Genomic DNA, 23,504 nt, shown 5'->3' on the forward strand with positions numbered 1-23,504 from the left:
GCCTTAAAAATAATTACAAGACTTATTCTCTTCGCGCCTTTGCGTTTTTCCAACCTCGTAACCGTCAAAAAGAATCCATATTTAACACGAATCTTCCCAACAAAAATTTTATTCTCAACGAAATAATTTTATTTTTGTTAGATCATGGAAACCAAGTCACCGTTTTTAGACACGATCTTTTTGCTTCGTAAGGAAGAATGTATTACTCTTTTTTCAGGCTTACAGCAAATCTCCCCTCAGGAAGAGGAGGAAGCAGGAGGTTATTTTGAAACAGAATTCGAAAAAGAACGGCTTGAGTTTTTGTCAGACCAATTATCCTGTAACAAAGAGGCTGCCGTATGGGCTGCAAAAGTGCTCTATCATAGCGCACAGCTCTATCTGATCAGAGAAAATACAGAGAAAAATATTGAAAAACTTATTCCCGGATTCAAAGGAACAAGAGATATTTCTTCTATCTTATCTGCAGATTTATCGCTGAGGTTTTTGCCCCAGATCATTATTGCTTTAAATACAGTTGACCCTGAAGATCCGCTGATTGCTATGCTGGAAAATATTCTGACCGGGTTTCACTATTCAGGAATAGGATATGATCTTGATCTGAAAGATGTGAACTGGCAGGAAGAACTGGCAGACAAAACTTACAGGAAACTCTATCTGGAAAGAATTGTTGAAAAAAAAGATTATAAACTGGCAGAAATTCCGTTTATCAATAAACTACTAACAGCCGAATTCGGAATGCACAAAAACGCATTCTGGCGAGAACTAAAAACCATAACCGAAGACCACAATGAAAACGTATGAGAAAGTATTTGAATTTTTAGCAGACCCGACAAAAGAAACATTCCTGAAATGCCGTGAGCTGGTGATCAACGATCCTGAATATGATCCCTATTCGGAAGACCTTGAAAATATCCAGGATTTGCTTGATGATGCAAAATTTGAAGAAGTTATACAATATGTCAATGTCAATATTTTGTTAAGCCCAAGAGCACATATCTATAAATATTTTGCTTACAAGGAATTGGGCGATGAAAAAGGGAGAAGCATTGAAATGACCATAGCACAGATTATTTTTGAATGCCTTGAAAAAACAGGAGACGGAACCAAGGATTCCCCCTATATTATCACAAGAATTTCCGATGAAAGAGATCTGATCAGGCAGCATCTTAATAAACAGGACGTATCACAAAGTCTGGTCAGGGACGGAGATAAGATGATGGATGCACTCACGCTGGATGACGGGACACAGCTGTACTTCGATATCAAAGTGCCTTATCAGCGACTTGCTTTTTCATTCAGCAAAAGAAATGAACAGGCAGAAAATAAAGCAGAAGAGAAGCCACAGAAGAAAAAGTGGTGGAAATTTTAATTTTTTAAATCAATGAATCAGAATATCAATCAACTCAATACAGTTTTAAACTACGTAAAAGATACTTTTGTAGGAAAAAATGATGTCGTAGACCTATTGGGAATATGTCTTTTGGCAAGAGAAAATGCCTTTTTATACGGTCCCCCGGGAACTGCAAAATCAGCTATTGTCAGAACGCTGGCGAAAACAGTGAAAGACGGGAAAAACTTTGAATATTTATTGACCCGCTTTACAGAACCGAACGAGATCTTCGGTCCTTTTGATATCAGAAAGCTGAAAGAAGGAGAACTTTTGACCAATGCGGAAGGAATGATGCCTGAAGCTTCCATGGTTTTCCTGGATGAGATTTTCAATGCGAACTCTGCTATTCTGAATTCCCTTCTGATGGCGCTTAACGAAAAAATCTTTAAACGGGGAAAGGAAACCAAACACTTACCTGCACTGATGTTTGTAGGAGCAAGTAATGTTCTTCCGGAAGATGAAGCGCTGAACGCATTATTTGACCGTTTTCTGGTAAGAATTAATGTCGATTATGTGAATCCGGAACTTTTACAACAAGTCCTTCTGGCAGGAAGAAAACTGGAAAATGAAGAAGAAACGGAAATTCCCGAAATTCATGCCGATGAAATCCGGCAGTTACAAAACCTGTGCAGAACCATAGATCTTAAACCGATTTATGAAGTTTATCTGAATACGATCATGACACTTAGGAATACGGGAATTGCTATTTCGGACCGTAGAGCCGTAAAACTTCAGAACCTGATTGCAGCAAGTGCTCTGATCTGTGGTAGAAAAGAAGCGGTGCTTTCAGACCTGTGGGTATTGAAGCATATCTGGGATACAGAAGAACAGATTGAAATTCTGGAGGGAATCATCAACAGGACAATCGAGAAAGATGATCATCCGGATTCCCATCCGCAGGCGATGCAGAACAAAACACCCAATCCTGAGGAAGTGATGAAAGACGTAAAGATTCTGGTGGAAAAATGGAATGGAGGAACATTGAGTTTTGAAGAGCAGAATGTAATTAAAGATAAACTGAGGTATCTGCAGACCCGTTGCGACTGGATCAGAAACCCGGAACAGAAGCAGTATATACAGCAGGAAATTGAAAGCTTATGGCAGAAGATTCTTCAAAGCGTTTAAAAGAATTCTGGGCGGAACTTCCCCGTGCGGATGAAGATTTTCTGGGCTCAATCAGAGACTGGAAAAACATTCAGATTGCCGTAGATGAAGAAACAATCTGGCTGAAAGGTTTTACCGGTGAACAGGCGGAAGCTTCGGAAATACAGCAGTTGCCTGATTTTATTTTGTATGAACTACGTGATGGATTGTTATTCAAAAAAGAGGCTCTGGTTCCCAGTAAAAAAATGAGAACCGCATTGCTTTGGATACCTATAGATAAAGCATTACAGCTTAGTCTGCCACCTTCCAACCAAAACTATTTTGGAATTCAGGAACAGGTTCGGGTAAAATTAAAAGAAAGCCATGAGGAGCAGCCGGTAATCGCTTTACTAAGCAATATAGCAGATATCAAAGAAAGCATCGCAGCATTACCAAAGTTTAAGCTTGAAAAAATAAAATGGACGGTGTTAGGAAATAAAGCCTTATTTCTAGGAGTTCCGTTATTGAGTTTTCCCGGGAAAACCTATTGGACCAAAGACAGGCATTTACTGCCGGCAGGTCTGGATTTTGAATTTAAAAATCTAAGCACACTGTTACAGCAAAAATATAATCAAGAGCAGGAAGGATGGCTGTTATGGGATGAAAATGGGAATTATCTTTCAGTAAAAGAATCAGATTTCCGTCCATTATCCGTAAGCTCATTCCGTCTGACAGAAAAATCAAGAGAATGGAATTAAAGGCTTATTTCCAGTCCTATGAAAATTACTTTTGGGAATGGAAAACTGATGAAGATGTTCCCGGTGATTCCGGTTATCATGAAAACAATCTCCTCTCGGTTCCGGGAGTGGGAGCGATAGCTTACAGGCCTTATGTGATGGAGATTCTCAAAGAACTTCAGCCACAGGGATGGCCTCCCTTTGGAGCATTGCTTATGATTCTGTATGCGATGCAGGAGGGTTATGCAGATTTTGCAGGACCTTTAAAACGCACAGCTGAATTTTACAGCGGGGAAGATTTTGAATTCAACGTGGAAAAACAAATTGAATTCCTTGAAAAGATACAGTCCCTTCCCAAAGTTTATAAGCAGAAACAGAACAGAATTGTATTGCTGCAGACTTTATTCAGCAATGGTCATAACAAGATACCCTCTCTTTTAGCAGATGTTAATTTAAAAATCTATTATAAAAGACCACAGGAGCTTGCCATCAGTGCAGAAAAGCAGGATGCAAGCCAATCAGTACTGAACAAAGATCTGAGTGCTTTGAATCTGAATGAAAAGTTTCCTACAGTACAGTCTATCATTGATGCCATGAAAGGACTGATTGATGAACCGGAACTGGATGATGAAGTAATAGAAGAAGAAACAACAGCAGATACAGATAAAGACTTTATCAAAGAATTGATTGAAGAACCGAAAACATTTCAGGTAGGAAGTCTGATCAAAAGAATCTGGAGCGGACTGAAAATCCCAATGCGCCATCTTTCTCCCGGTGAACAGCCTATCGGAGGAATTTCCGATATGACCAACAAAGGAGATTTTCACAGAATGCTCCTTTCCGAATTTGCCAACGAAGATGACGTCTTTATGAATCGTGTGGCGAATAATGAGGCGCTTTATATTCAAAGAGAAATTCCGCCTGAAGAAAATATTTTTGAAAGAATTATCCTGATAGATACTTCCCTCAGAAACTGGGGAACCCCAAAAGTATTGGCTTTTGCCTCTGCCATTGCCGTGATCAAACATCCGAAAGCCCACTCCGAATGTAAAGTTTTTACCTTAGGACAGGCAACGGTTCCTGTTTCGCTCAATAAAGTGGAAGAAGTGGTGGAAAGTCTTAATCAGGTAAGTCCGGTGCTGGAAGTTTCTGAAGCCCTGGAAAAGTTTTTTAATGAAAAGCATTCAGAAAAAGATCTTGAGGTATTCTTCATCACCCATCACGATAATATGGAGAATGAAAAAATACAGCGGATTGTACACGAGAACAGGGATAAGCTGAAATTTTTGGTGACCACCACTGAGGATGGTGAGATAAATTTTTACAAACATCACAAAGGAACCAGAAAACATATCCAGAAAATAAAACTTCCATTGCAGGAGCTGTGGGCCAATCCGCCTCAGCAAAAACGATCTGTTCAAAATTTCAACGGAAAGAAAACAGACCTTCCGCAAAACTATCCTATCCTGTTTCCGACGCCCGTTAATAAGATCTCTGAGTTCCTGTATGAAGGAGAGTTTTTCATTCTGAGTTCAAAAAAGCAGTTGCTGAAGACTTATCTTTCTGATAACTATTACGACAGGCACTCTTACGATTATTATAAAACACATCATGGCTGTGAAGTGTTATTTGATAAAATTTCTATAAAACCCAGAGGACAGTTTGCTCTGGCAAAGAACAGGCAGCAGCACTTTATTCTGTGTCAGTATCAGTATGATAAGAGGTTGATATCAAAGCTTAATCTTAACACTGGGGAATATTCCGAACAGAATCTCACGGGGATGAACATTCCGGCGTTTTATAAACTGATTTATTTTGGACGAAACTTTTATCTGCATCATCCGGACAATTCAAACCATTACAAAATCAATATCGATGGGAATATCTCTGTGGAAACTATCACTTCAAAAGAGAAAGAACTTGAAAAAAATACAATAAAAGCAGAAGCGGAAGTTGCAAAACTAAAAGGGAGTGGGTTGCGGATTATCAATAATTTCAATAAGATCGGAATCAACCAGTATGGAAATCTGGTTATTTCAGGCAATGAATTGTACAGCGCCTCTGAAAACACACTGTATTTTTCTAAAAATAAATATGATATTCAAATTTTTGCCGAGCAGAACAAAAATAAATTTACATTTCCCGATGGAAGTGAAATGATTACAGATGCACGCGGGATGCTGACCTTCCGAAGCAGTAACAAGAGTATTGAAGAATTTTTTATTCCCTCTACGCTTGGCGGCTTCCTGTCGCTGGCTACCTATACCGAATTCGGAGGATCAGAATATTATCTTCCGGAACACGCCCTGCTGAAGGTAAGAACAATGGATGATATGTGTGACAGGTTTTTGAAACCGTTTATAGAACAGATTCTGGATTATGGAGCTTAGAATAAAACCTTTCCCGAAAAATAACTATCCTAAAAAAGGACTTCTGCTCAGAGGCTCTTCACCCGTGGTATGGCTGCAGGAAATGGAAATATTGGGTATCAATTTACATGAGGCAAGATCATTCGCTATTCCGGCCAATAGTCCCAATGTGCTGTATGGCTATTTTCTTATTTTTAATGACTATGCTCCACAGGAAATAGGAAGGAACGCTTATTTTCAATGTGTTGATGACAGACTTTTCATCCCTGAAAACACTACTTTTTATCCTAAGATCAATCCGGAAGACTGGGCACAGCTTGATTCCCGTTTCCTGATTATGCATCCTGAATTCGGATTGGTAAAACTGTCCGAAGAAATCGACTGGATTTCAATAATTCAGCAACCCGGAACAATCAATGAAAGTGTTAGGAAACCTTTGAATGGTGTTTCGATTCCTCAAAAAATAGAAAGCTATACGGTTGAAATGGATGACGAAAAAGTCATGGAAACATTACAGCCCAAACAAACAGAAGAAGAATGGATGAACAACCTGCCTTTTGACCTTAAAAAAGTAATGGCCGGGAATAAAAAAGAAATAGAAAAGTACTTAAAGTATATAGAAAAATACCCTGAACGCGCAGTAGAATTAGGTATACCTCTTGACATTATGGGAACTTCCAGAGGAGATGGCTTCGGAAAATTTACCTGGCTGGAAGGACTATTTGGCGGAGCCGATGGAAAAACTGGGAGCTCAGGAACAAGGAATTTCCACAGGGTGTTCTGGGCTGTCATTATTGCGGCCATTGTGCTGAGGATTGCTTTGCCTTCAGATAAAAATAATCAGGAGCAGCAAGAAAATACTACTTCTTCGGGAACTATAGCAAACAATGCAGTAAAAGCACCATCGGATATGATTGCTTTTCAGTCTGGAACTTCAGAAATCGATCTGAAGATAGATTCAATGTATCATGAGCAGAGAAAAGGATTATCCAAAGAGCTTATCAATGCCGGTATTATAGAGTCCAAAACAAAAGAAGACAAAGAAAATTATAAAAAAGCTGGAGGAAGAGATGTAAGTGAAATAGGAAGAGATATCAGTAAGCTTGTTAACAAAGAAAAGCAAAGCAGGGATTCTCTTAAAACCATTTATACCAAAAGAATCACAAAACATCTTGAACAGAAAACGGAAAAGCTGAAACGTAAAATTTCAGATTCCCTGAAGCAGTATACCAAGGGAAAACCAGTAAATGGCGATGTAGTAAAATATCTTCTGAAAAGGAAAAAAGCTTTGATGGCAGATTCTCTGGGAAAACTCTATGGAACCCTGGATATTGTGGATCCATCTTCAGCCTCAATTGACAAATCGAAAGTAAAAGGTATAGGAACAGAGGGAACTCCGTTGAAAGAAAAAGCTCCGGTTTCGGATATTCTGTATATGGTAATCCTGATGATTGCCGGGGTAGGGCTGTATTCTTTCCTGTTTAAAAATAAATCCCTGAACCTTGGAGGAGATAACGTGCCCGCCTGGGTGAAATTTGTTTTAATTGCAATTCTTGTTGCGATGCTGGTGTATCTGTTTTATCCCTTGGTAGAAATGTTCGGATACAACTGGTTTGTCTGGGTTCTGGTGATAGGAGTGCTGTTAATTCTTTATCGCCTTTTCAGGGAAGATAAAACTATTTTAAAATCCGATGACGATGAATAAACAGAAGTTTTTAGATAAATTTATGGCAGCATTTGTGCTGTTGGCAATGCTCAAAGTTATCGGTATTGTTGCCCAGCTTTTCCATGAAAGTTTCTGGAGTGTGGTCGGAACATTAGGCATTTTCTTAATTGTAGCCTTCATCATTCTTCTTGTGATCACCTCTTTAAAAGATAAAGAGCAGAATAAAAGAAATGCAGCAGGAAGAAAAGGCAGCGGAAGCAGCAGTTTCTATCTGGAAAATTCACTTTTTGACAGAATCCGAAGTAAATATGAAGAACTGGCCGAGAAATATATTGCTGAAAATGACTATAAAAAAGCGGCAAGAGTTTATATGAATCTGCTGCAGGATAATTACAGAGGTGCAAAGACCCTGGAAAATGGAGGGTTTTATAACGAAGCAGCCGTAGTATATCTTAAAAAACTGCATAATAAATCTGATGCTGCAGCTTGCTACGAAAAAGCTAAGCAGTATAAAAAAGCCATTGACCTTTATAAAGAAATGGAACAGAAGGAAAAAGTAGGAGATCTCTATAAAGAAATCAATGATCTTAAAAATGCCCATCATTATTACCAAATAGTAGCGGATGATTATACGGGGAATAACCAGATGGTGAAAGCTTCACTGGTATACCGTAAGAAAATGGAAAAACCTGAGGAGGCACAGAAAGTACTGCTGAAAGGATGGGAAGAGGATAAAGATGCATTCAACTGTCTGAATAACTATTTTGCCAATATTTTTGAGATTAAAAAACTGGAATCAGAAATACGGGATTTGTATGAAAAAACTCCGGCCCATAAAAAAATTATGTATCTGGATGCCATGAAATATGAATTCAGAAAAGATCCGAAGTTACATACAGTCACAAGGAATATAGCTTATGAAATCATAGCCGAAAAAGTAGCGACCCGTTCTGAAATTGTAAACGAACTGAAATATTTTAATCCCGATGATCAGGTAATCCTGAAAGATATTTCAAGATTCAAGACCGGAAGAAATAAAATGTTCAGGAATTAAATATTCAAAGATTGAAGAATTTAAATATTTAAAAACGCTTTTGCTTCATCAAATGAATGTTAATTGATTCCCCTTAGCACATTAAAAATAATCATTTTGGAAAATAAAAACTTCGTTTATGAGAGTATTGCAATTCTATTTTGTTGGGAATTGCAAAGACGCGAAGATTTTATAAATGTAATGTATAATTTTTCAGACGCAAGAAAATCAAAGATTTTCAGCAGGGTAACTTATTAATTATTGCATTATCCAGAAATATATTTTTAGTGGTATTAAATTTTATCGCAGATAAAATCCTCGTGTTTTAAAGCATCATTTTTTGATATTATTTTGCGCCTTTATGTATATAAAAACCTCCCGATAATTATGAACATTATAAAATAATATAAAAAAGATTTATCTTTGCGCCAGAAAATTATGACAATACAAAGAGCACATATCAATGCAGAACTATTCGAAAGTCCTTCTATCAAAGGGTTATTCGGGTATGATGAGGTGATATGGAATGAGGCGAAATGTGCTGACTTTGGAAATTATTTACTGTAAACTTGTAAAAAATTAATCAAAATACGACAGAAACGCCTCGATTTTTCGAGGCGTTTTTTGTTTTTTAGGTCAGAAATTATTTAGAATGAAAAAAAATAACCATAAACATGAAAATTTTTTAATCAACAATGAAACTTTAATTCGATAAAATAGAGTGATAAGCAACCCGGTGAGAGACAGTCATTTAGGTAATTAAGAGATCTGCAAAATATTGCGGACAGAAATTCTCTATTCTAAAATTACAACGTAATTAATTGATTTTCAATAATTTAATTTTAAAATTTATTTGCGGATTCCAAAAATTCATATTTACTTTGCAACCGAAAATTGAAAGCAACAGGTTTTCAGGATTCATTTAAAAATAATTTAGAAACAAACAAAAATAAAATGAAACAGTTACACAACATATTCAATCGATATTCAAGACTATTCGGACAGGAGCCGACAGGTGTTGCATGTATTCTTGAAAGTGGAATTGTGGATAAAAGGTGCTTATATACGTGGGTCAGCTAATGATCTCTTACGTTAAAATAGATGAAGCGCCTCCCGAAAAGAGGCGCTTTTTTTATGGTTTCTTTAGCTTATTTGGTAAAGCGCCGGTCTGTGGAACCGGAGAACAGGGTTCGATTCCCGGAGATACCCAAAATAGATAATCTCATGGCTCAATTGGATAGAGCGTCGGTTTACGACACCGAAGGTTGAGGGTTCGAGTCCTTCTGAGATTACAAAAAAATGAATAGTGAAATTAAGATTGACAAGCGAAACGAATTGATTATTGACTATTCACGACTTTAAAACAATCTCATAGCTCAAATGGTCAGAGCACCGGTCTTTTAAACCGGGGGTTGAAAGTTCAAATCTTTCTGGGATTACAAAAACGGTTCCGTAGCTCAATTGGATAGAGCATGGGTTTTCTAAACCCAGGGTTAGAGGTTCGAGCCCTTTCGGAATCACAAAAAAGGTTCATGGAAACTTTCCTATCCGGCTGTCTCCCGGAAAAGAAACAGAAGTGAACCCCAAAGCTGGAAAGATAACGGTGGTTGTTTACCCGTCTTGGACGCGGGAGGTCGCAAGTTCGAATCTTGCTTTCCAGACCAATTGTTCCATTAGCATAATGGTGAGTGCATTCGGCTTTCTACCGAACGATAAGGGTTCGATTCCCTTATGGAATACCAATGATTTCGTAGCTCAAGTGGTTAGAGTGTCGGTCTGATACGCCGAAGGTTGAAGGTTCGAGTCCTTCCGGAATTACAATGATTTTGTAGCTCAATGGCAGAGCACCGGTCTGTTAAACCGGAAGTTGAAAGTTCGAGTCTTTCCGGAATCGCAGGTAATTAATTGTTAATTGTTTCAGGAGAAAAAGTAAGAGTTTGTCGAGCGCAGAAGATCTTTACGCCAAACACGAAAAATACAGACAGGCTTTTCTTCTCTCCGGATTAATGAGAATTACAGCATATCATTTATAAAATTTTAGGTAAAAATAAAGTTTGTCAGGCGCAGAAGTTCTTATATCAATACATGAAGACAGACTTTATTTTTTAATCTGATGGTTCGCCGAAGTGGAAGAGTCGGGGCGGTCTGCAAAACCGTTGTGTCAACTGAGTGGGTTTGAATCCCATAACCATCTCAACATGAAAAATATAGGAGATATAAAGAATCTTTTATCAATGATCTTTTATCATCTATAGCAGAGAATATCCTTTATTAATAAAAGAAAAAGGCTGTCGAGCGCAGAAGATCTTTAGTCAAACATTCAATATAAAGACAGACCTTTTCTTTTTAAAAGGAAAAATGAGGAATTACTTATTATTCATTACTAATTGCTCATGAGAAACCGGAAGTACGCCGAAGTTGGAGAGTCGGGGCAGACTGTAAATCTGTTGCTTCATTGCTGAGTAGGTTCGAATCCTACTACTTCCACCAACCGCTGATAATGTAAAGGCAGCATGCAGGAAATGTACTCTTGTTGTTCAGGTTCGATTCCTGGTTAGTGGTTTAAAAGCTCTATTCGTCTAACGGTAAGGACGCCTGCCTTTCGAGCAGAAAACAAGGGTTCGATTCCCTTATAGAGTACTGGATGTGAATAGCTGGTCAATATGAATTGATATAATACCATGAAAGTTCAGATTTTTTTAAAAAAAATTGACCAGTTACCATTCACACAAAAATGAAGAAAAGAGAAAAGGACTGTCAGGAGCAGAAGATCTTTAATCAATAAAAACAGACAGCCTTTTACTTTTTTTAAACACAACATAATTAGGAAATGAGAAAGGTTTGTCAAGCGCAGAAGATCTTTACAAACACTAACAGGCATAGTTTATTAACAGACAGAGCTTTCTCAAACCTAGCATTATAATGAATAATAAGCAATGAATAATGAGTAATAAACGTAGATTTTCATATTACTAATTATCCATTACTCATTATTAATAAAATACACCTCTCTATTCCAATAGGCAGAGAAAACGGCTTTAAACCCCGTAAAGTCCCAGTTCGAATCTGGGGAGAGGTACAGAATATAAGTAATGAGCAATGAGTAATAATGAAAATAAAAAATATTACTAATTACCAATTACTCATTACTTATGAAAAACCTGCGGGAATGGTGGAATGGCAGACACTCTTGATTTAGGATCAAGCTTTTGGGGGTTCGAATCCCTCTTTCCGTACCAAAAATATGAATGATAAGAGATCAATGATAAATGATTACTGAGCAATTCATCAATTATCAACCATCATTGATCAATTATAAGATGGAAGAGTGGTGTAGAAGGTCTGCATGTTAGTCTGAAAAACTAAAGGTACAGGTTCAATTCCTGTCTGTTCCGCCAAAATATGAATGATAAGAGATCAATGATAAATGATTACTGAGTAATTCATCAATTATCTATCATCATTTATCAATTATCATTAAAATTGATTCATAGTGTAATTGGCAGCACACAAGATTTTGATTCTTGGAGTTTAGGTTCGAGTCCTAATGAATCAACAGTACACTTACTCTGATAGTGTAATGGCAGCATCTCAGTCTCCAAAACTGATGGTATCGGTTCGAGTCCGGTTCGGAGTGCAAAAAATAGAAGGCAGAAACCAGTGTTAAAAATAGGACTGCTAATGGTCATTTATCAATTATCAACAATCATTTATGAATTAAAAATGTAGAAAAAATGGAAACGCAACAACAAACATGGCAGAATATGAATGGAAAAATTTTCCAACACTCTATCACACAGCTGGTAGAAGAAGCCATCATTCGCGAACAGGCCAACGGACACCGTCTGAAAGTATGTGTGGGATCAGACTCTCATGTATACGGGGATGCCATCAGTTATGCTACGGCAGTAGTGTTTATTCGTGAGGGAAAAGGAGCGTTTACCTTTATCAGAAAAGAAAGAGAAATACAGAGTATCAGTATCAAGGAGCGAATGCTGAATGAAGTCAACAAATCTGTTGAAATTGCATACGCGATCTGCTCTGTGTTGGATGCTTATGGTGTGGAAATGGAGGTACACGCAGACATTAATACCGACCCGGATTTTAAATCCAATGTAGCATTAAAAGATGCCATGGGATATATCCTGGGAATGGGGTATGTGTTCAAGGCAAAGCCTTACGCTTTCGCAAGCTCCAACTGTGCTGATATGATGGTGTAATAAAGCTGGAAGAGAGATGCAGGAAGGATTGAAGTTTAAAAAATAAATCATGGAAAAAACAAAAAGATTACTATTTCTGGATGATATAAGATATCCGATCGAGGCTTATCATTATACGAAACAGGATATTTTTCTCAGAAGTGACTGGCATATCGTCCGGAATTATGAACAGTTTGTCAACAGGATTTTGGAAAAAGGACTTCCGGAGATGATCTCTTTTGACCATGATCTGGCTGATGAACATTATCTGAAACAGGATTCTCAGGAATTTGTTGAAAAAACAGGATATGACTGTGCCAAATGGCTGATAGAATACTGTATGGACAATTATCTGGATCTGCCAAAATTCTATTGCCACTCCATGAACCCGGTAGGAAAAGAAAATATCTTAAACCTGCTGCAAAACTTTAAAGAATTGTAATGGACATTTTTAGACATATTCAGGATATAAGAAACCATCTTAAACTCACATTTGATAATGTAGATGGATGGTTTGAAAAAGATAAAAAAACGTTGAATCATCAGCCTTTAAATGGAGGCTGGACGATTCAGCAGATTTTAGAGCATATTTATCTTACGAATTTTTATCTGCTGATCCTTATTGAGAAAGGCTCAAAAAAAGCAATAAAAAATTCTTTACATCTTGACCTTGAATCTGAAATAAAAAACTACAGTTTCAATAAAGAAAAATTCAATAAAGTAGGGAAACATGGCGCTTTTGAATGGGTAAGACCGGATCATATGCAACCGGAAGGAGAGCTGAGTCCGGATGAAATCAGAAGCTTAATAAGCCAACAGTATCTTCAATGCTTACACTATCTGGAAGTAATGAAAAATGGAGAAGGACTTTTGTATACAACTACAATGACAGTGAATGGACTTGGGAAAATTAATGTATATGAATATATTTATTTCCTTTCGCTTCATGCCCAAAGGCACATTACCCAGATGAAGAAAAATGAATCAGAAACGATTAAAAACTAAAACAAAATGATTTTCAAAACATATAATTCTATAGAAAATGCTTACCAACCCCGTGTGATTGAACAGATCAGGATACAGGGTTTTGGGGATGAGGTTTTCATAGTACAGGAAAAAGTTCATGGCGCTAATTTCTCTTTCTTTACCGACGGAAAGGAAATTAAAATCGCGAAGAGAACTGCTTTCATCGAAAAAGATGAGAAATTTTTCAATGCCCATCAGATTTTGGAACGCTACAGAAAAAATGTAATGGCAGTATTTCAAAAAGTGAAAACCATCCACCCGGATGTAGAAACTGTGGTAATCTACGGTGAATTGTTCGGTGGCGGTTACAAACATAACGAAGTAGAACCCGTAAAAGATGCAGTGAAAGTGCAGAAAGGCATTGAGTATGCCCCTTACAACGAATTTTACGCTTTCGATATCAAGTTGAATGGAATTACCTATATGGATACAGAAGTTGTCAATCAGATTTTTGAAGAAACAGGATTTTTCTATGCTAAAATCCTATTTCAGGGAACTCTGGAAGAAGCTTTGAAATTTCCCAATGCTTTTAATTCATACATTCCAGCCTGGCTTGGACTACCTGATTTAGAAGACAATATGTGTGAAGGTACCATCGTGAAAACTTTGAAAACCAGATATTTTGGAAACGGTGCAAGAGTCATTCTGAAAAATAAGAATGAAAAATGGGTCGAAAAATCCAAAATGGTTAAAAAACAGGCGAAAGCTGTTCATAAACAGGTTCATTTCAGTGAAAAGGCGCAGGAAATATGGGAAGAAATTCAAAAATATGCGACTGTCAACAGATTAAATAATGTGGTCAGCAAAATCGGTGAATTCGAACCTAAAATAATAGGTAAGGTAATTGGCCTTTTTGCTCAGGATATTTTGGAAGACTTCGAGAAAGACTTTCCGGTGGCTTTCACCAGCATTGAAAAAGAGGAACAGAAAAGGATCAACAAAAAGTTGAATTCTTTTGTGATTGATTTTATAAAAGAAGAGATGATGACTCTTAAAGTATAGTTTCGGTAAATTTTTACCGGAACTTTTTTATGTATAAATGTAACCATCAAAGTCAGAAGAACGAAAACACTTTATTTCATTAAAGAGAAATAATACTAATGAAAGTGTGACAATTCCCATCTTTTGGAGGGGCGAAAATTCAAAGAATTTTTGACGGGGTGGTTTAAAAAAGAAAAAAAATGTTACAGGCAGAAATAAAAAGTCTTTTAAAGGAAGACATCAGTATATTAATTAAAGTTCCGAATTCAGGAAAACATTATTTGTGTGATTGTGGGGAAGCCAGCTTGCTGACGGTGAAAGAAGTGCAGTCCTTATCCGCAGTATTCATCAGCCATACCCATATTGATCACTTTTCAAATTTTGACGGGATATTCAGGCATCAGATCGGAAGTGGGGAAAAAGTAGTGATCGTAGGACCAAAGAATATTCATTTACAGGTGGAAGCAAGATTAAAATCTTATACATGGAATCTGATTGATGAAAACGCAATCGTATATGAAATCCGTGAGATTGTTTCAAAAGAAGAAATTAATGTTTACACCCTTCGTCCGCCACAATGGAAACTGGAATTTGTAAAAACTCAGCATTTCCTCTTTGAGGACAAATATGTGAATGTTGACTTTGCTATTCTGGATCACAAAACAGATTCTATTGCTTATTTATTTAAGGAAAAAGATTCGGTCACTTTTAATGAAAATGCTTCCGGCTTCAGAAAAGGAAAATGGATCAGTGAGCTGAAGAATGCTTTTGAAAATAATGATGGCGAAAAAGAAATCGAAATTGAAGGAGCTATCTGTAAAGCAGTGGATCTGTTTCATCTGTTAACCCGAAATGCCGGATATAAGCTTGGTGTCATTATGGATCATGCGGCAGATGAGAACAATTACAAAAAAATACAAGCTGTATTTGGAGAGGCAGATCTGGTATATATCGAAAGCTTTTATAAAGATACAGATCAGGAATTTGCTAAGGTTAACCATCACAGTTTTGCTTCTGCGTCGGGAAAAATCATGAATGAGTGCCGGGTGAAAGAAGCCGTTCCGATCCATTTCTCAAGAAGATATACGGAAAGCGATCAGGAAGAAATTGAAACTGCCTTTTATAAAGCATTTCGCAAGAATTAATTAAAATATTTATTAGACTCAACTACGAAGTAAACATTGAATGTGTCATTGACTACGTCGAATCTACGATTTCTGATGAAGGAAAAATCTGTTTAAAGTGAAAGAGATTCTTTATTCCACTTATGAACTGCGTTCGCAGACTTTTCAGCCTGTATTCAGAATGACGGCAAAACGTTGAAAATTTTGTAGTTAAACAAACAATTAAAAAAATGAAACCCAATATATTTTTTACAGCAGACCATCATTTTGGTCACGAGAATATTATAAAGTTTTCAGAGAGACCTTTTGAATCACTGGACCAAATGAATGAAGAACTCATTAAAAGATGGAATGAGAAAGTTGATCCTGGCGATACGGTGTACCATTTAGGAGACATAAGTTTAGGAAAACCGGATTTTACAAAGGAAATTTTAGATCAGCTAAATGGGAATATCCATTTGATTAAAGGTAATCATGAAGGGGCTGCTTTAACGTATCCAAAACGGTTTGCTTCCATCAGAGATTATCACGAACTGAAAATTGATGAACCGGATCAGAATAACGGGAAACAGAAAATCATTCTTTTCCACTATGCTATGCGTACCTGGAATGGTTCACACCGTGGAGTCTGGCAGTTATACGGCCATTCGCACGGAACACTCCCGGATGATGAGATGGCTCTGAGTTTTGACGTAGGCGTAGACTGCCACAATTTTTATCCGGTTTCTTACGAGGAAGTCAAAGAAATAATGAAGAGAAAAAAATGGACACCTCCATTTGCTCCAAGAAATTAATGATGAGTAATAAGTAATGATTTGATGGAGGGAAAAATGAGAACGATATTTCATTGAGTATTCAACAGCCTTCATCATACATTTTACTTTTTACATCGTACATTTTATAATAACATGAAAACTACCAATGAGATCATAATTATCGATCTGGAAGCTACGTGCTGGGAAAACGACAGAATTCCTGCAGGGCAAAAGGTCGATATTATAGAAATAGGGATTTGTAAATTAAATATATTATCAAAAGCAATTTCCCAGAAACAAAGCATCTATGTAATTCCCGAACGGTCAGATATCAACAGATTCTGTACAAAACTTACCGGAATTACCCCGCAGCTGATAGAAGAAAAGGGAATCTATTTCGAAGAAGCGTGTGAAATGATCAGAGAGCAATACGATTCCACATGTCTTACATGGGCAGGATATGGGAACTTCGATGGAGAGCAGATCAGAGAACAATGTGACTGGCTTGGGATAAGAAATCCTTTTTCGGAGCACTACCTGAATGTGATGTATGAATTCAAAAGACATTTCAGACTTTATAAGTCAATGGGTCTTAAAAGAGCCCTGAACCACCTGAATATGGATTTTGAAGGTACCCATCACAGCGGAGCGGACGATGCTTATAATACAGCCAGGATTTTAAGTAAAATTCTGTAAGTAATTATCAGGATGGAAGAGGCTGGAAGTAGATTACAGACTGTAAAACAGTGCCCTTCTTCCAACATTTAACAATTAAATTTTAAACAATTGAAAACAACAGAAAATATATTAATCATAGACCTCGAGGCAACGTGTTGGGAAAACCGGCCGCCAAGGGGACAGGAAAGTGAGATCATTGAGATCGGGGTATGTATTATGAATGCAAAAACCGGTAAGATCTCTAAAAATGAAGGGATTTTAATAAAGCCCCAATATTCAAAAGTAAGTCCATTCTGTACGGAGTTGACTACCATTACACAAAATATGCTGGATCATGAAGGAATCATGCTGGATGATGCGTTCGATATTCTGAGAGCAGAGTATGATTCGGAAGAGCTTACATGGGCCAGCTACGGAAATTATGACCTGAATATGCTTCAGAATCAGGCAAGGAGATTTTACACAGATTATCCAATGAGTGATGACCACATCAATGTGAAGACATTATTTGGTGAAATTCACCCTACCATCAGAAAAAGTGTAGGAATGCACAGGGCTTTGGGTGAATTGGGTATGACTTTGGAAGGGACACACCACAGAGGAGTAGATGATGCAAAAAACATTGCAAAAATTTTGCATTGGTGCCTGAAGAATTATTAAATCCTAAATAAAAACAGATTTGTAAATATGACTGCCTCCCTAATGAGGCAGTCTTTTTATTTTACTAAATCACATATTTTATCAGTGATAAAATCATTAAGTTCCCTCGGAATAGAATGTCCCATTCCTTCCATTATCATTAATTCAGAACCTGAAATAGAATCTGCAATATCTTTTCCACAGTCAGGATGAAAGACCAGATCATCTGTCCCATGGATAATCAGTACTGGTACTGTTATTTTTTTCAACATATCAGGGGGATACTGAAAGGAACCCATTGCTAAAAGTTGCCGGATTATGCCGTTTTTGGTTCTGGAACGGGTAAGTTCCTCTTCAAGCAAGGCAGTTTCCTGATTCAGGTCAAAGACATATCCCGAGCCTGATATTTTTTCTGCAAAATGTATTTTTGCCCTGAAATATCCTTCTCTGTCAACACTTGGATCAGCAGCAGGCTGAGTCATCATCGCCATGATTTCAGGATCTGGTTTCGGAAGAGCAGGATTCAAAGATGTAGACATAATGATCGTCAATGATAAAACCCTCTCAGGATAATATGAACCTAAGAGCTGCGCAATAATTCCACCCATGGAACGTCCTGCAATGTGAGCTTTTTCAATCTTTAAATGATTAAGAAGACCAATAACATCATTGGCCATATCCATCAACGAATAAGGAATACCTTCTTTGCTGAGGGCTGCAAAAACTTCTTCAATTCCTTTATCAGAAGGAATTTCTTTTTTTGTATTAAAAACTGTACTCCCAGAATCCCTGTTATCAAAACAGATCACCTTAAATCCTTTTTCAACCAGAAGATTGCAGAAATGAATATCCCAACGGATCATCTGACTCCCTAATCCGGAAATCAGGACTATACTTTGAGTGTTTTTCTCACCAAAAACCTCATAACAAAGGTCTACATCACCAATTTTGACTGTTTCCATTTTAATTTCTTTTTCCATTCAGCAGGATCTCTTCCAACGGTAAAAGCCTTGAATCTTCAATTGCGGCAATTCTGTGCCCTATAATTTTCATATAGGCTTCATTCTGTTCAAAACTGAAAAAATCATTCACACTTTTCTGTTTAATCAGCAGGCAAAGATCCCAATATTCATTTTCAGGGCCTATCAAAAACAGATCTCCTTTCCCGATAAACAAAATTTCGCCGCCCCTTTCTTTTAAAAATGGCTCCGTTTCCCTGATATACGTAAAATAAGCATCCCTGCCGCTTGTTTTTTCATCAGGCTTCAGATCCGGATGTGCCGAATAATCGGCTTCTTTCTTAAGTCTGATCAAATTCAGATTGATAATTGATCCCTGGATCTTTTTAGTGAACAAATGTTTCCCGGCTTCAAAAGTAGGAGACAGATATTTTTCTGACTTCATTCTAATATAATTGGATGTTGTTTTCTGAAATATAGGCCTGTTCAGCCTTTTGTATCTCCTGACGGTAATTGATGTATTCGTTGTTCTGGTCAGGAACAATGGTGACAAACTCAAAGATGAAAGCATCACCTCCGGATTCATTCCATTCTTTCTGTAACTGAGGGTGGGTGAACATTCCACCATTTAAAAGGAATTTCATCCTATTCACCAGCGCTTCAAGATTTAAAGATCCCTGGATATACTGTTTTCCATTTAAAGTATTGGTCACAGCAAGAACACCCATCGTTGTGATGTGATCTTTTGCCTTTTCCCGTAGCTGTTTCTTTATTGCATTTTTCATGTTTTCATTATTGTATATTTCCTCCTAAATCAAACAAAAATTCGTTCACTGTTTTTAACGACTTACTTTTCCTGGAAGAAAGAATTTCTTTTGTAATATGCTCAGCACTTCGCTTAGCTTCTTCAAATATCTTTTGGCCATTAGGTGTGATTACAACATAGCTCACACGGGCATCTCTTTCATTGGCCTCTCTGGCAACCAGTCCAATTTTTTCCAGAGGATTCAATAGACGGGTTACTCCTGATGCAGTAAGCCCTATTTTTTCAGCAAGATCTATCCTCCGCATCTTGCTTTCAGAGGAAGAGCTGAGGATATAAAGAATAACAAAATCATTGAGACCCAGGCCATGGGCACTCAAAGAATCGAACTTTCTGGCGATTACGGACTGCAGTTTATTCAGGTTAACTAAAAATAATAATTCATCGCTTATCATTGAGAAGTATTTGATCTGTCAAGTATTTTTGTTTTGCAAATATATAAAATTTAATGAATTGCAATACTGTTTTTATTATTTTAAAAAAAATTAACGTATCCGTATACTGAAATGATTTTACCATAAGGAAGGACAATTTTTAAAATTAAGACACCAAATGATGTCTAAATGTCAAAATAGAGAGGGTTTAGACTGGGTTTTGTTTATATATCTTTTGTTTGGGAATTATTTTTTTGGTATTGACAAATGAGCTAGAGCCGTTTTATTAACTTAATATTTTGTTAAAAAATTCACTTTTATGGGATAATTTTCTGCCTGTCAATCAATTTTTTTTATTTTAGCCGGTATGAATAAATTTATTCTTGTAGATGAAGATTTTAAGATGATATATGAAACTATAAAATAGAGGGACATCATCCTTTTATTAGGAGCTTATACCATTACACCATTACAGTAGAGCTTTATCAGCTATGTAAGGTATTATATTGTGAGTTTACAATTCCGGAAGATTTTGTTGGCTTATTTTCGTTGAATTGTTTAATCAGTAAGAGAATAGAGTGGTATGGCTTTTGAAGTCTTAGTAAACAAGGCATTTCCCATGATTTCGGTATTTAAAAATACCAGGGGATTTGTTATAGCTGTTTAATAAATATTGCTATGAGTCAGATGAGTTATTCTGGAATTGGCAGAAAATGGAAACATAAAATAACCTGAAAACGATACATCAAATTAGAAGCACATGAAAGAAAGACTTTATGAAATCCTTAATGAGGAAAAAATACATGAGATCATTCCTTTTCTACAGCAGCTCAGTATAGAGGAAAGAAAAACATTGGTGCCGTCTATTAAGAAAATGGACCGTGAGATCAGTAAGATCGTAATGACCAAAAATTCCTATCACACAGCAGGGTCTGTTAGCCAGCATTCGATCATTGATATTGCTTCTTTTGTCTGCATGGATAAAAAGAATTTCGGTAAAAACTACTGGAGTCTTTTCCGTAACGCAGAACAGACAGAACAGATACTGGAATGGGGTTGTCCGGAATGGTTCTCAGACTTTATCAACGAATCTGTAGAAGCGGAATTTACAGCTTTTAATTACAAAGATATTTTAGGATGGACAGAAAAAGGATATGTACAGCCCAAACCGGAATTGCTGGGACATCATCTGAGCAATTATCCGGCTGATCTTGACCGTCACCCCGAAACTCTCAATACCCATTTCTGGTATTTATGTGAATATCCATCTAAATCTTTACCTTTCCGAAAAGAATGGCTGCCTATTGTTCAAAAACTGATTGCAGAGAAAAAAATCGAAAGAAAAAGATTTTTGAAAGAATGTCTTCTGGCTTCCAACAGGAATTTTAATAAAAATGTCACAGGTTGGTTTATGGACGCATTTACTGCATTAAAGCCAACGGAAGAAGAATTGTATGAGCTACAGGACGAATTATTTTCCGGATTATCTTCTCCACAATCAAAAGCCATCAATACCATATTATCTCATTTGAAGAAAATTGTAGGAACCCCTGGCTTTAAGACGGATGAATTCTCACACTATCTTCCTAATTTACTGAGCTCAGAGGTGAAAACAGTAGTAGTGGCAAGCCTGGTTCTCATAGAAAAAATATTTCAGAGAAAAAATATTGATCCCGAAATATTGGGAATGCCTCTCAGTACTGCTTTTGTAAGCAAAGATGACGGTATACAGTCAAAAGCAGCAAAGATTATCCTTAAATATATTCCCGCTTCTGAAAATATGATAGAAGCGCTTTCCCATTATTCTGACAATATACTGACCAATGTGCGTCCGCTTTTGATCAAATATATTGAAGAGAAACAGCATGAGCTTGAGGCTATTGCTTCAAAACAATTATTTCTGACTACGGACGAAAATGCTGTCAGAGTACTTCACAGCTTTGAAGATCTGATGTTTCATCTTCCTCTGGCCATGGATGACCCATACAGTCATCATTGTGATATTGCTTTAAACGGGTTTATCCGTTTTGCCGGTAATGTGGATGCTGATTCTGTGAAACTGATAGAGCCGGTATTTTTAAAAGCCTGTAAAACGATTGCGAAATGGGAAGTTCCGTTTCTGAATGTTTTATTGTGCAACGCTATTATCAATTATGGTTTGAGCCTTCTTGAAAAATATCCTGTGCAGCTAAAAAATCTGGAAAGAATATATCAGAAAACCCAAGAGGAGGAGATATCGAGAGAATCTTATTCCAATTATCAGAAGAAATTAGGTCCCATAGAAAATGTAGGAGCAGACTGTCCTGCAAGGCAGGCTTTTAAAGAACTTGCCATACATGTAGTACAAAAGATACAGTCAGGAGATAAGATTCCTCTGTTGTTTCCTATCACCCATGCTCCGTGCTGGATTTCTCCTGCCATCCTGGTAGAAAGACTGGAAGCCTATCAGAATAATAATGTAATACCGCATCATCTCGATATTCAGCTTGCATTGCAGCGTTGCGCTTTAGATGATACTTCAGAAGCAATAAAGCTGGTTGAAAAAAGATTAAAAGGAGAATATAGAGAACTGCTGCTTTTCTTTTTCGGAAAAAATACTTTCCCGCAAGGGCCGTATGAACATCCTTCATGGTGGATGACCGCCGGAATTACCCGCTCACCGGAAGCTGTCTTTGAAGAATTCAGAAGTTTTGGATATGATACTATTCCTCAGGAATTTTTTTCTGGGTCATACGAATGGAAAACGATCGACAGCAAAAAAAACTCGTATTATCCCGCAGAATTAAACATTACCATTCCTATATACCATCTTGAAAAAAGAAAAGAACCTCTGTTCGTTGAATATTTTGTTGCTGAGCAAAAGGAGCTTATCGAAATTCCTGCACTGATGCTTTGTTTTCCAAATACGCCGGCAAATGCTCTGGCAAAAGTAATTAAGCACTGTCTTTTCTACTCCGGAATTGCTGAAGTGTATGAAAGGAGCCTGGTCCTGAATACGGCAAATGCTCTTTACCAGATCAAAAAGCCTTTGGATGAAATCGGATATCTCTATCTGGGAACTATTTTTCTGGACAGTGATAAGACCGTTCGTGCAACAGCCGCTGAAATGTGGCTGGAGCAAGTTTCTGGGCAGATCATGGACAATGCCAGATTAGGGAGAGTGATCGGTTTGCATGAAAAGCTGGAATGGGCGCCCGTTAAAAGATTAACAGACCTTATACAGCATCATATGCTGAATATCAGTAAAAATCATAATATAGCCCTTGAAGAATTGATTGAAAATATACTATTTCAGATGGAAGCACCCGTCACCAATCTGAAGAAAATTCTCGAGATTTATCATGAAGTATTAGCTTTGAATCATTCAGAAGCACATAAAGAGATTATCAGCAAACTAAACAGCTGGAAAGAAAACTCAAGTCTTAAAAAAATCTGTAATCTTCTACTTAAAAAATAAACCATGGAAGATACACTTATATAGAACTATTCAGGAAGATCGTCCCTGATTAGGAAAGATGCTGTGGAAAAACTTTTTCTCGCTAAATATATAGTGAGACAGATAAAAATACGGGTACCCATGTTTTTTCTGAGGAAATTACATCACACGGTGATCATGAAGATAAAAAACAACGTTGTACTGTGGTTCAATAAATATCAGGAGAAAGGGC

Annotated in this window: 21 protein-coding genes and 15 tRNA genes; 32 read left to right on the forward strand and 4 right to left on the reverse strand. The window is 37.1% G+C overall.

What is annotated here, in order from left to right; all coding sequences use genetic code 11:
• Positions 1-144 precede the first annotated feature (144 nt).
• From AC3FI7_RS20180 to AC3FI7_RS20330, 31 genes are all read left to right on the forward strand, one after another.
• A complete protein-coding gene (locus AC3FI7_RS20180) occupies positions 145-801 on the forward strand; it encodes a hypothetical protein (protein WP_172617044.1) in 657 nt (218 codons plus the stop codon).
• Positions 788-1,369, forward strand: a complete 582-nt coding sequence (locus tag AC3FI7_RS20185; RefSeq protein ID WP_491460773.1) for a DUF4919 domain-containing protein — start codon at positions 788-790, stop codon at positions 1,367-1,369. The genes AC3FI7_RS20180 and AC3FI7_RS20185 overlap by 14 nt, the downstream gene beginning before the upstream one ends.
• A gap of 12 nt (positions 1,370-1,381) precedes the next feature.
• On the forward strand, positions 1,382-2,515 hold the full coding sequence (locus AC3FI7_RS20190) for an AAA family ATPase (RefSeq protein ID WP_491460774.1): 1,134 nt from the start codon (positions 1,382-1,384) through the stop codon (positions 2,513-2,515).
• The gene (locus AC3FI7_RS20195) at positions 2,488-3,231 is read left to right on the forward strand and encodes a hypothetical protein (protein WP_491460775.1); all 744 of its coding nucleotides are present in this window, start codon (positions 2,488-2,490) and stop codon (positions 3,229-3,231) included. The genes AC3FI7_RS20190 and AC3FI7_RS20195 overlap by 28 nt, the downstream gene beginning before the upstream one ends.
• Positions 3,222-5,600, forward strand: a complete 2,379-nt coding sequence (locus tag AC3FI7_RS20200) for a hypothetical protein (protein WP_491460776.1) — start codon at positions 3,222-3,224, stop codon at positions 5,598-5,600. Before AC3FI7_RS20195 ends, AC3FI7_RS20200 begins: the two co-directional genes overlap by 10 nt.
• On the forward strand, positions 5,590-7,284 hold the full coding sequence (locus AC3FI7_RS20205; RefSeq protein WP_491460777.1) for an APC family permease: 1,695 nt from the start codon (positions 5,590-5,592) through the stop codon (positions 7,282-7,284). Before AC3FI7_RS20200 ends, AC3FI7_RS20205 begins: the two co-directional genes overlap by 11 nt.
• Positions 7,277-8,299 (forward strand): soluble NSF attachment family protein, encoded by a 1,023-nt coding sequence (locus tag AC3FI7_RS20210; protein ID WP_142724189.1) that lies wholly within the window; start codon positions 7,277-7,279, stop codon positions 8,297-8,299. The genes AC3FI7_RS20205 and AC3FI7_RS20210 overlap by 8 nt, the downstream gene beginning before the upstream one ends.
• Positions 8,300-8,716: 417 nt before the next feature.
• A complete protein-coding gene (locus AC3FI7_RS20215; protein WP_142724188.1) occupies positions 8,717-8,845 on the forward strand; it encodes a penicillin-binding protein in 129 nt (42 codons plus the stop codon).
• A gap of 575 nt (positions 8,846-9,420) precedes the next feature.
• Positions 9,421-9,488 (forward strand) — tRNA-His (locus tag AC3FI7_RS20220).
• An 8-nt stretch (positions 9,489-9,496) separates the two neighbouring features.
• Positions 9,497-9,570: transfer RNA gene (locus AC3FI7_RS20225), tRNA-Arg, on the forward strand.
• A gap of 73 nt (positions 9,571-9,643) precedes the next feature.
• Positions 9,644-9,717: transfer RNA gene (locus tag AC3FI7_RS20230), tRNA-Lys, on the forward strand.
• Positions 9,718-9,724: 7 nt separating this feature from the next.
• Positions 9,725-9,798 (forward strand) — tRNA-Arg (locus tag AC3FI7_RS20235).
• A 69-nt stretch (positions 9,799-9,867) separates the two neighbouring features.
• Positions 9,868-9,942: transfer RNA gene (locus tag AC3FI7_RS20240), tRNA-Pro, on the forward strand.
• Positions 9,943-9,945: 3 nt separating this feature from the next.
• Positions 9,946-10,020, forward strand: a tRNA-Glu gene (locus tag AC3FI7_RS20245).
• A gap of 2 nt (positions 10,021-10,022) precedes the next feature.
• Positions 10,023-10,096: transfer RNA gene (locus tag AC3FI7_RS20250), tRNA-Ile, on the forward strand.
• A gap of 4 nt (positions 10,097-10,100) precedes the next feature.
• A tRNA-Asn gene (locus AC3FI7_RS20255) sits at positions 10,101-10,172 on the forward strand.
• A gap of 218 nt (positions 10,173-10,390) precedes the next feature.
• Positions 10,391-10,472, forward strand: a tRNA-Cys gene (locus tag AC3FI7_RS20260).
• 209 nt (positions 10,473-10,681) lie between these two features.
• Positions 10,682-10,768 (forward strand) — tRNA-Tyr (locus AC3FI7_RS20265).
• 78 nt (positions 10,769-10,846) lie between these two features.
• Positions 10,847-10,918: transfer RNA gene (locus tag AC3FI7_RS20270), tRNA-Glu, on the forward strand.
• Between the two features lie 523 nt (positions 10,919-11,441).
• A tRNA-Leu gene (locus tag AC3FI7_RS20275) sits at positions 11,442-11,517 on the forward strand.
• 83 nt (positions 11,518-11,600) lie between these two features.
• Positions 11,601-11,676 (forward strand) — tRNA-Phe (locus AC3FI7_RS20280).
• Positions 11,677-11,762: 86 nt separating this feature from the next.
• Positions 11,763-11,834: transfer RNA gene (locus tag AC3FI7_RS20285), tRNA-Gln, on the forward strand.
• Positions 11,835-11,844: 10 nt separating this feature from the next.
• A tRNA-Trp gene (locus AC3FI7_RS20290) sits at positions 11,845-11,915 on the forward strand.
• A gap of 97 nt (positions 11,916-12,012) precedes the next feature.
• Positions 12,013-12,498: a ribonuclease H-like YkuK family protein gene (locus AC3FI7_RS20295; RefSeq protein WP_142724187.1), complete on the forward strand. Its 486-nt coding sequence runs from the start codon at positions 12,013-12,015 to the stop codon at positions 12,496-12,498.
• A 49-nt stretch (positions 12,499-12,547) separates the two neighbouring features.
• Complete coding sequence (locus AC3FI7_RS20300) at positions 12,548-12,919, forward strand: cyclic-phosphate processing receiver domain-containing protein (protein WP_491460778.1); 372 nt, start codon at positions 12,548-12,550, stop codon at positions 12,917-12,919.
• Positions 12,919-13,482, forward strand: a complete 564-nt coding sequence (locus AC3FI7_RS20305; RefSeq protein ID WP_142724185.1) for a DinB family protein — start codon at positions 12,919-12,921, stop codon at positions 13,480-13,482. The genes AC3FI7_RS20300 and AC3FI7_RS20305 overlap by 1 nt, the downstream gene beginning before the upstream one ends.
• A gap of 6 nt (positions 13,483-13,488) precedes the next feature.
• On the forward strand, positions 13,489-14,505 hold the full coding sequence (locus AC3FI7_RS20310) for an RNA ligase, Rnl2 family (RefSeq protein ID WP_142724184.1): 1,017 nt from the start codon (positions 13,489-13,491) through the stop codon (positions 14,503-14,505).
• Between the two features lie 179 nt (positions 14,506-14,684).
• Positions 14,685-15,629: an MBL fold metallo-hydrolase gene (locus AC3FI7_RS20315; RefSeq protein ID WP_343661258.1), complete on the forward strand. Its 945-nt coding sequence runs from the start codon at positions 14,685-14,687 to the stop codon at positions 15,627-15,629.
• A 209-nt stretch (positions 15,630-15,838) separates the two neighbouring features.
• Positions 15,839-16,402, forward strand: a complete 564-nt coding sequence (locus AC3FI7_RS20320; RefSeq protein WP_343661256.1) for a metallophosphoesterase family protein — start codon at positions 15,839-15,841, stop codon at positions 16,400-16,402.
• 114 nt (positions 16,403-16,516) lie between these two features.
• The gene (locus AC3FI7_RS20325) at positions 16,517-17,059 is read left to right on the forward strand and encodes a 3'-5' exonuclease (RefSeq protein ID WP_343661254.1); all 543 of its coding nucleotides are present in this window, start codon (positions 16,517-16,519) and stop codon (positions 17,057-17,059) included.
• Positions 17,060-17,149: 90 nt separating this feature from the next.
• On the forward strand, positions 17,150-17,701 hold the full coding sequence (locus tag AC3FI7_RS20330; RefSeq protein WP_142724180.1) for a 3'-5' exonuclease: 552 nt from the start codon (positions 17,150-17,152) through the stop codon (positions 17,699-17,701).
• A gap of 56 nt (positions 17,702-17,757) precedes the next feature.
• Here the strand turns inward: AC3FI7_RS20330 and AC3FI7_RS20335 are convergent, their stop codons facing one another.
• From AC3FI7_RS20335 to AC3FI7_RS20350, 4 genes are read right to left on the reverse strand one after another with little or no spacing between them, the layout of a single operon-like run.
• On the reverse strand, positions 17,758-18,642 hold the full coding sequence (locus AC3FI7_RS20335) for an alpha/beta fold hydrolase (RefSeq protein WP_343661253.1): 885 nt from the start codon (positions 18,640-18,642) through the stop codon (positions 17,758-17,760).
• 1 nt (position 18,643) lies between these two features.
• Positions 18,644-19,084 carry a DUF1330 domain-containing protein gene (locus AC3FI7_RS20340; protein ID WP_142724178.1) on the reverse strand — a complete coding sequence of 147 codons (441 nt, stop codon included), beginning with the start codon at positions 19,082-19,084 and terminating at the stop codon, positions 18,644-18,646.
• 1 nt (position 19,085) lies between these two features.
• Positions 19,086-19,424, reverse strand: coding sequence for a GIY-YIG nuclease family protein (locus AC3FI7_RS20345; protein WP_142724177.1), 339 nt, complete (start codon positions 19,422-19,424; stop codon positions 19,086-19,088).
• 7 nt (positions 19,425-19,431) lie between these two features.
• Positions 19,432-19,857 carry a MarR family winged helix-turn-helix transcriptional regulator gene (locus tag AC3FI7_RS20350; RefSeq protein WP_142724176.1) on the reverse strand — a complete coding sequence of 142 codons (426 nt, stop codon included), beginning with the start codon at positions 19,855-19,857 and terminating at the stop codon, positions 19,432-19,434.
• A gap of 739 nt (positions 19,858-20,596) precedes the next feature.
• On the opposite strand from AC3FI7_RS20350, the gene AC3FI7_RS20355 reads away from it, so the two are divergent.
• The gene (locus AC3FI7_RS20355) at positions 20,597-23,293 is read left to right on the forward strand and encodes a DUF6493 family protein (RefSeq protein WP_491460779.1); all 2,697 of its coding nucleotides are present in this window, start codon (positions 20,597-20,599) and stop codon (positions 23,291-23,293) included.
• Positions 23,294-23,504 lie beyond the last annotated feature (211 nt).

It is taken from the genome of Chryseobacterium sp. TQ-BC-N36 (genome assembly GCF_058382295.1).

Excerpts from the sequence above, each read along its gene's own strand:
- AC3FI7_RS20205 (WP_491460777.1), top strand. The coding sequence starts at position 5,590 with ATGGAGCTTAGAATAAAACCTTTCCCGAAAAATAACTATCCTAAAAAA.
- AC3FI7_RS20185 (WP_491460773.1), top strand. The coding sequence starts at position 788 with ATGAAAACGTATGAGAAAGTATTTGAATTTTTAGCAGACCCGACAAAA.
- AC3FI7_RS20200 (WP_491460776.1), top strand. The coding sequence starts at position 3,222 with ATGGAATTAAAGGCTTATTTCCAGTCCTATGAAAATTACTTTTGGGAA.
- AC3FI7_RS20320 (WP_343661256.1), top strand. The coding sequence starts at position 15,839 with ATGAAACCCAATATATTTTTTACAGCAGACCATCATTTTGGTCACGAG.
- AC3FI7_RS20350 (WP_142724176.1), bottom strand. The coding sequence starts at position 19,857 with ATGATAAGCGATGAATTATTATTTTTAGTTAACCTGAATAAACTGCAG.
- AC3FI7_RS20195 (WP_491460775.1), top strand. The coding sequence starts at position 2,488 with ATGGCAGAAGATTCTTCAAAGCGTTTAAAAGAATTCTGGGCGGAACTT.
- AC3FI7_RS20190 (WP_491460774.1), top strand. The coding sequence starts at position 1,382 with ATGAATCAGAATATCAATCAACTCAATACAGTTTTAAACTACGTAAAA.
- AC3FI7_RS20340 (WP_142724178.1), bottom strand. The coding sequence starts at position 19,084 with ATGAAGTCAGAAAAATATCTGTCTCCTACTTTTGAAGCCGGGAAACAT.
- AC3FI7_RS20315 (WP_343661258.1), top strand. The coding sequence starts at position 14,685 with ATGTTACAGGCAGAAATAAAAAGTCTTTTAAAGGAAGACATCAGTATA.
- AC3FI7_RS20345 (WP_142724177.1), bottom strand. The coding sequence starts at position 19,424 with ATGAAAAATGCAATAAAGAAACAGCTACGGGAAAAGGCAAAAGATCAC.
- AC3FI7_RS20305 (WP_142724185.1), top strand. The coding sequence starts at position 12,919 with ATGGACATTTTTAGACATATTCAGGATATAAGAAACCATCTTAAACTC.
- AC3FI7_RS20215 (WP_142724188.1), top strand. The coding sequence starts at position 8,717 with ATGACAATACAAAGAGCACATATCAATGCAGAACTATTCGAAAGTCCT.
- AC3FI7_RS20210 (WP_142724189.1), top strand. The coding sequence starts at position 7,277 with ATGAATAAACAGAAGTTTTTAGATAAATTTATGGCAGCATTTGTGCTG.
- AC3FI7_RS20325 (WP_343661254.1), top strand. The coding sequence starts at position 16,517 with ATGAAAACTACCAATGAGATCATAATTATCGATCTGGAAGCTACGTGC.
- AC3FI7_RS20355 (WP_491460779.1), top strand. The coding sequence starts at position 20,597 with ATGAAAGAAAGACTTTATGAAATCCTTAATGAGGAAAAAATACATGAG.
- AC3FI7_RS20295 (WP_142724187.1), top strand. The coding sequence starts at position 12,013 with ATGGAAACGCAACAACAAACATGGCAGAATATGAATGGAAAAATTTTC.
- AC3FI7_RS20180 (WP_172617044.1), top strand. The coding sequence starts at position 145 with ATGGAAACCAAGTCACCGTTTTTAGACACGATCTTTTTGCTTCGTAAG.
- AC3FI7_RS20300 (WP_491460778.1), top strand. The coding sequence starts at position 12,548 with ATGGAAAAAACAAAAAGATTACTATTTCTGGATGATATAAGATATCCG.
- AC3FI7_RS20335 (WP_343661253.1), bottom strand. The coding sequence starts at position 18,642 with ATGGAAACAGTCAAAATTGGTGATGTAGACCTTTGTTATGAGGTTTTT.
- AC3FI7_RS20310 (WP_142724184.1), top strand. The coding sequence starts at position 13,489 with ATGATTTTCAAAACATATAATTCTATAGAAAATGCTTACCAACCCCGT.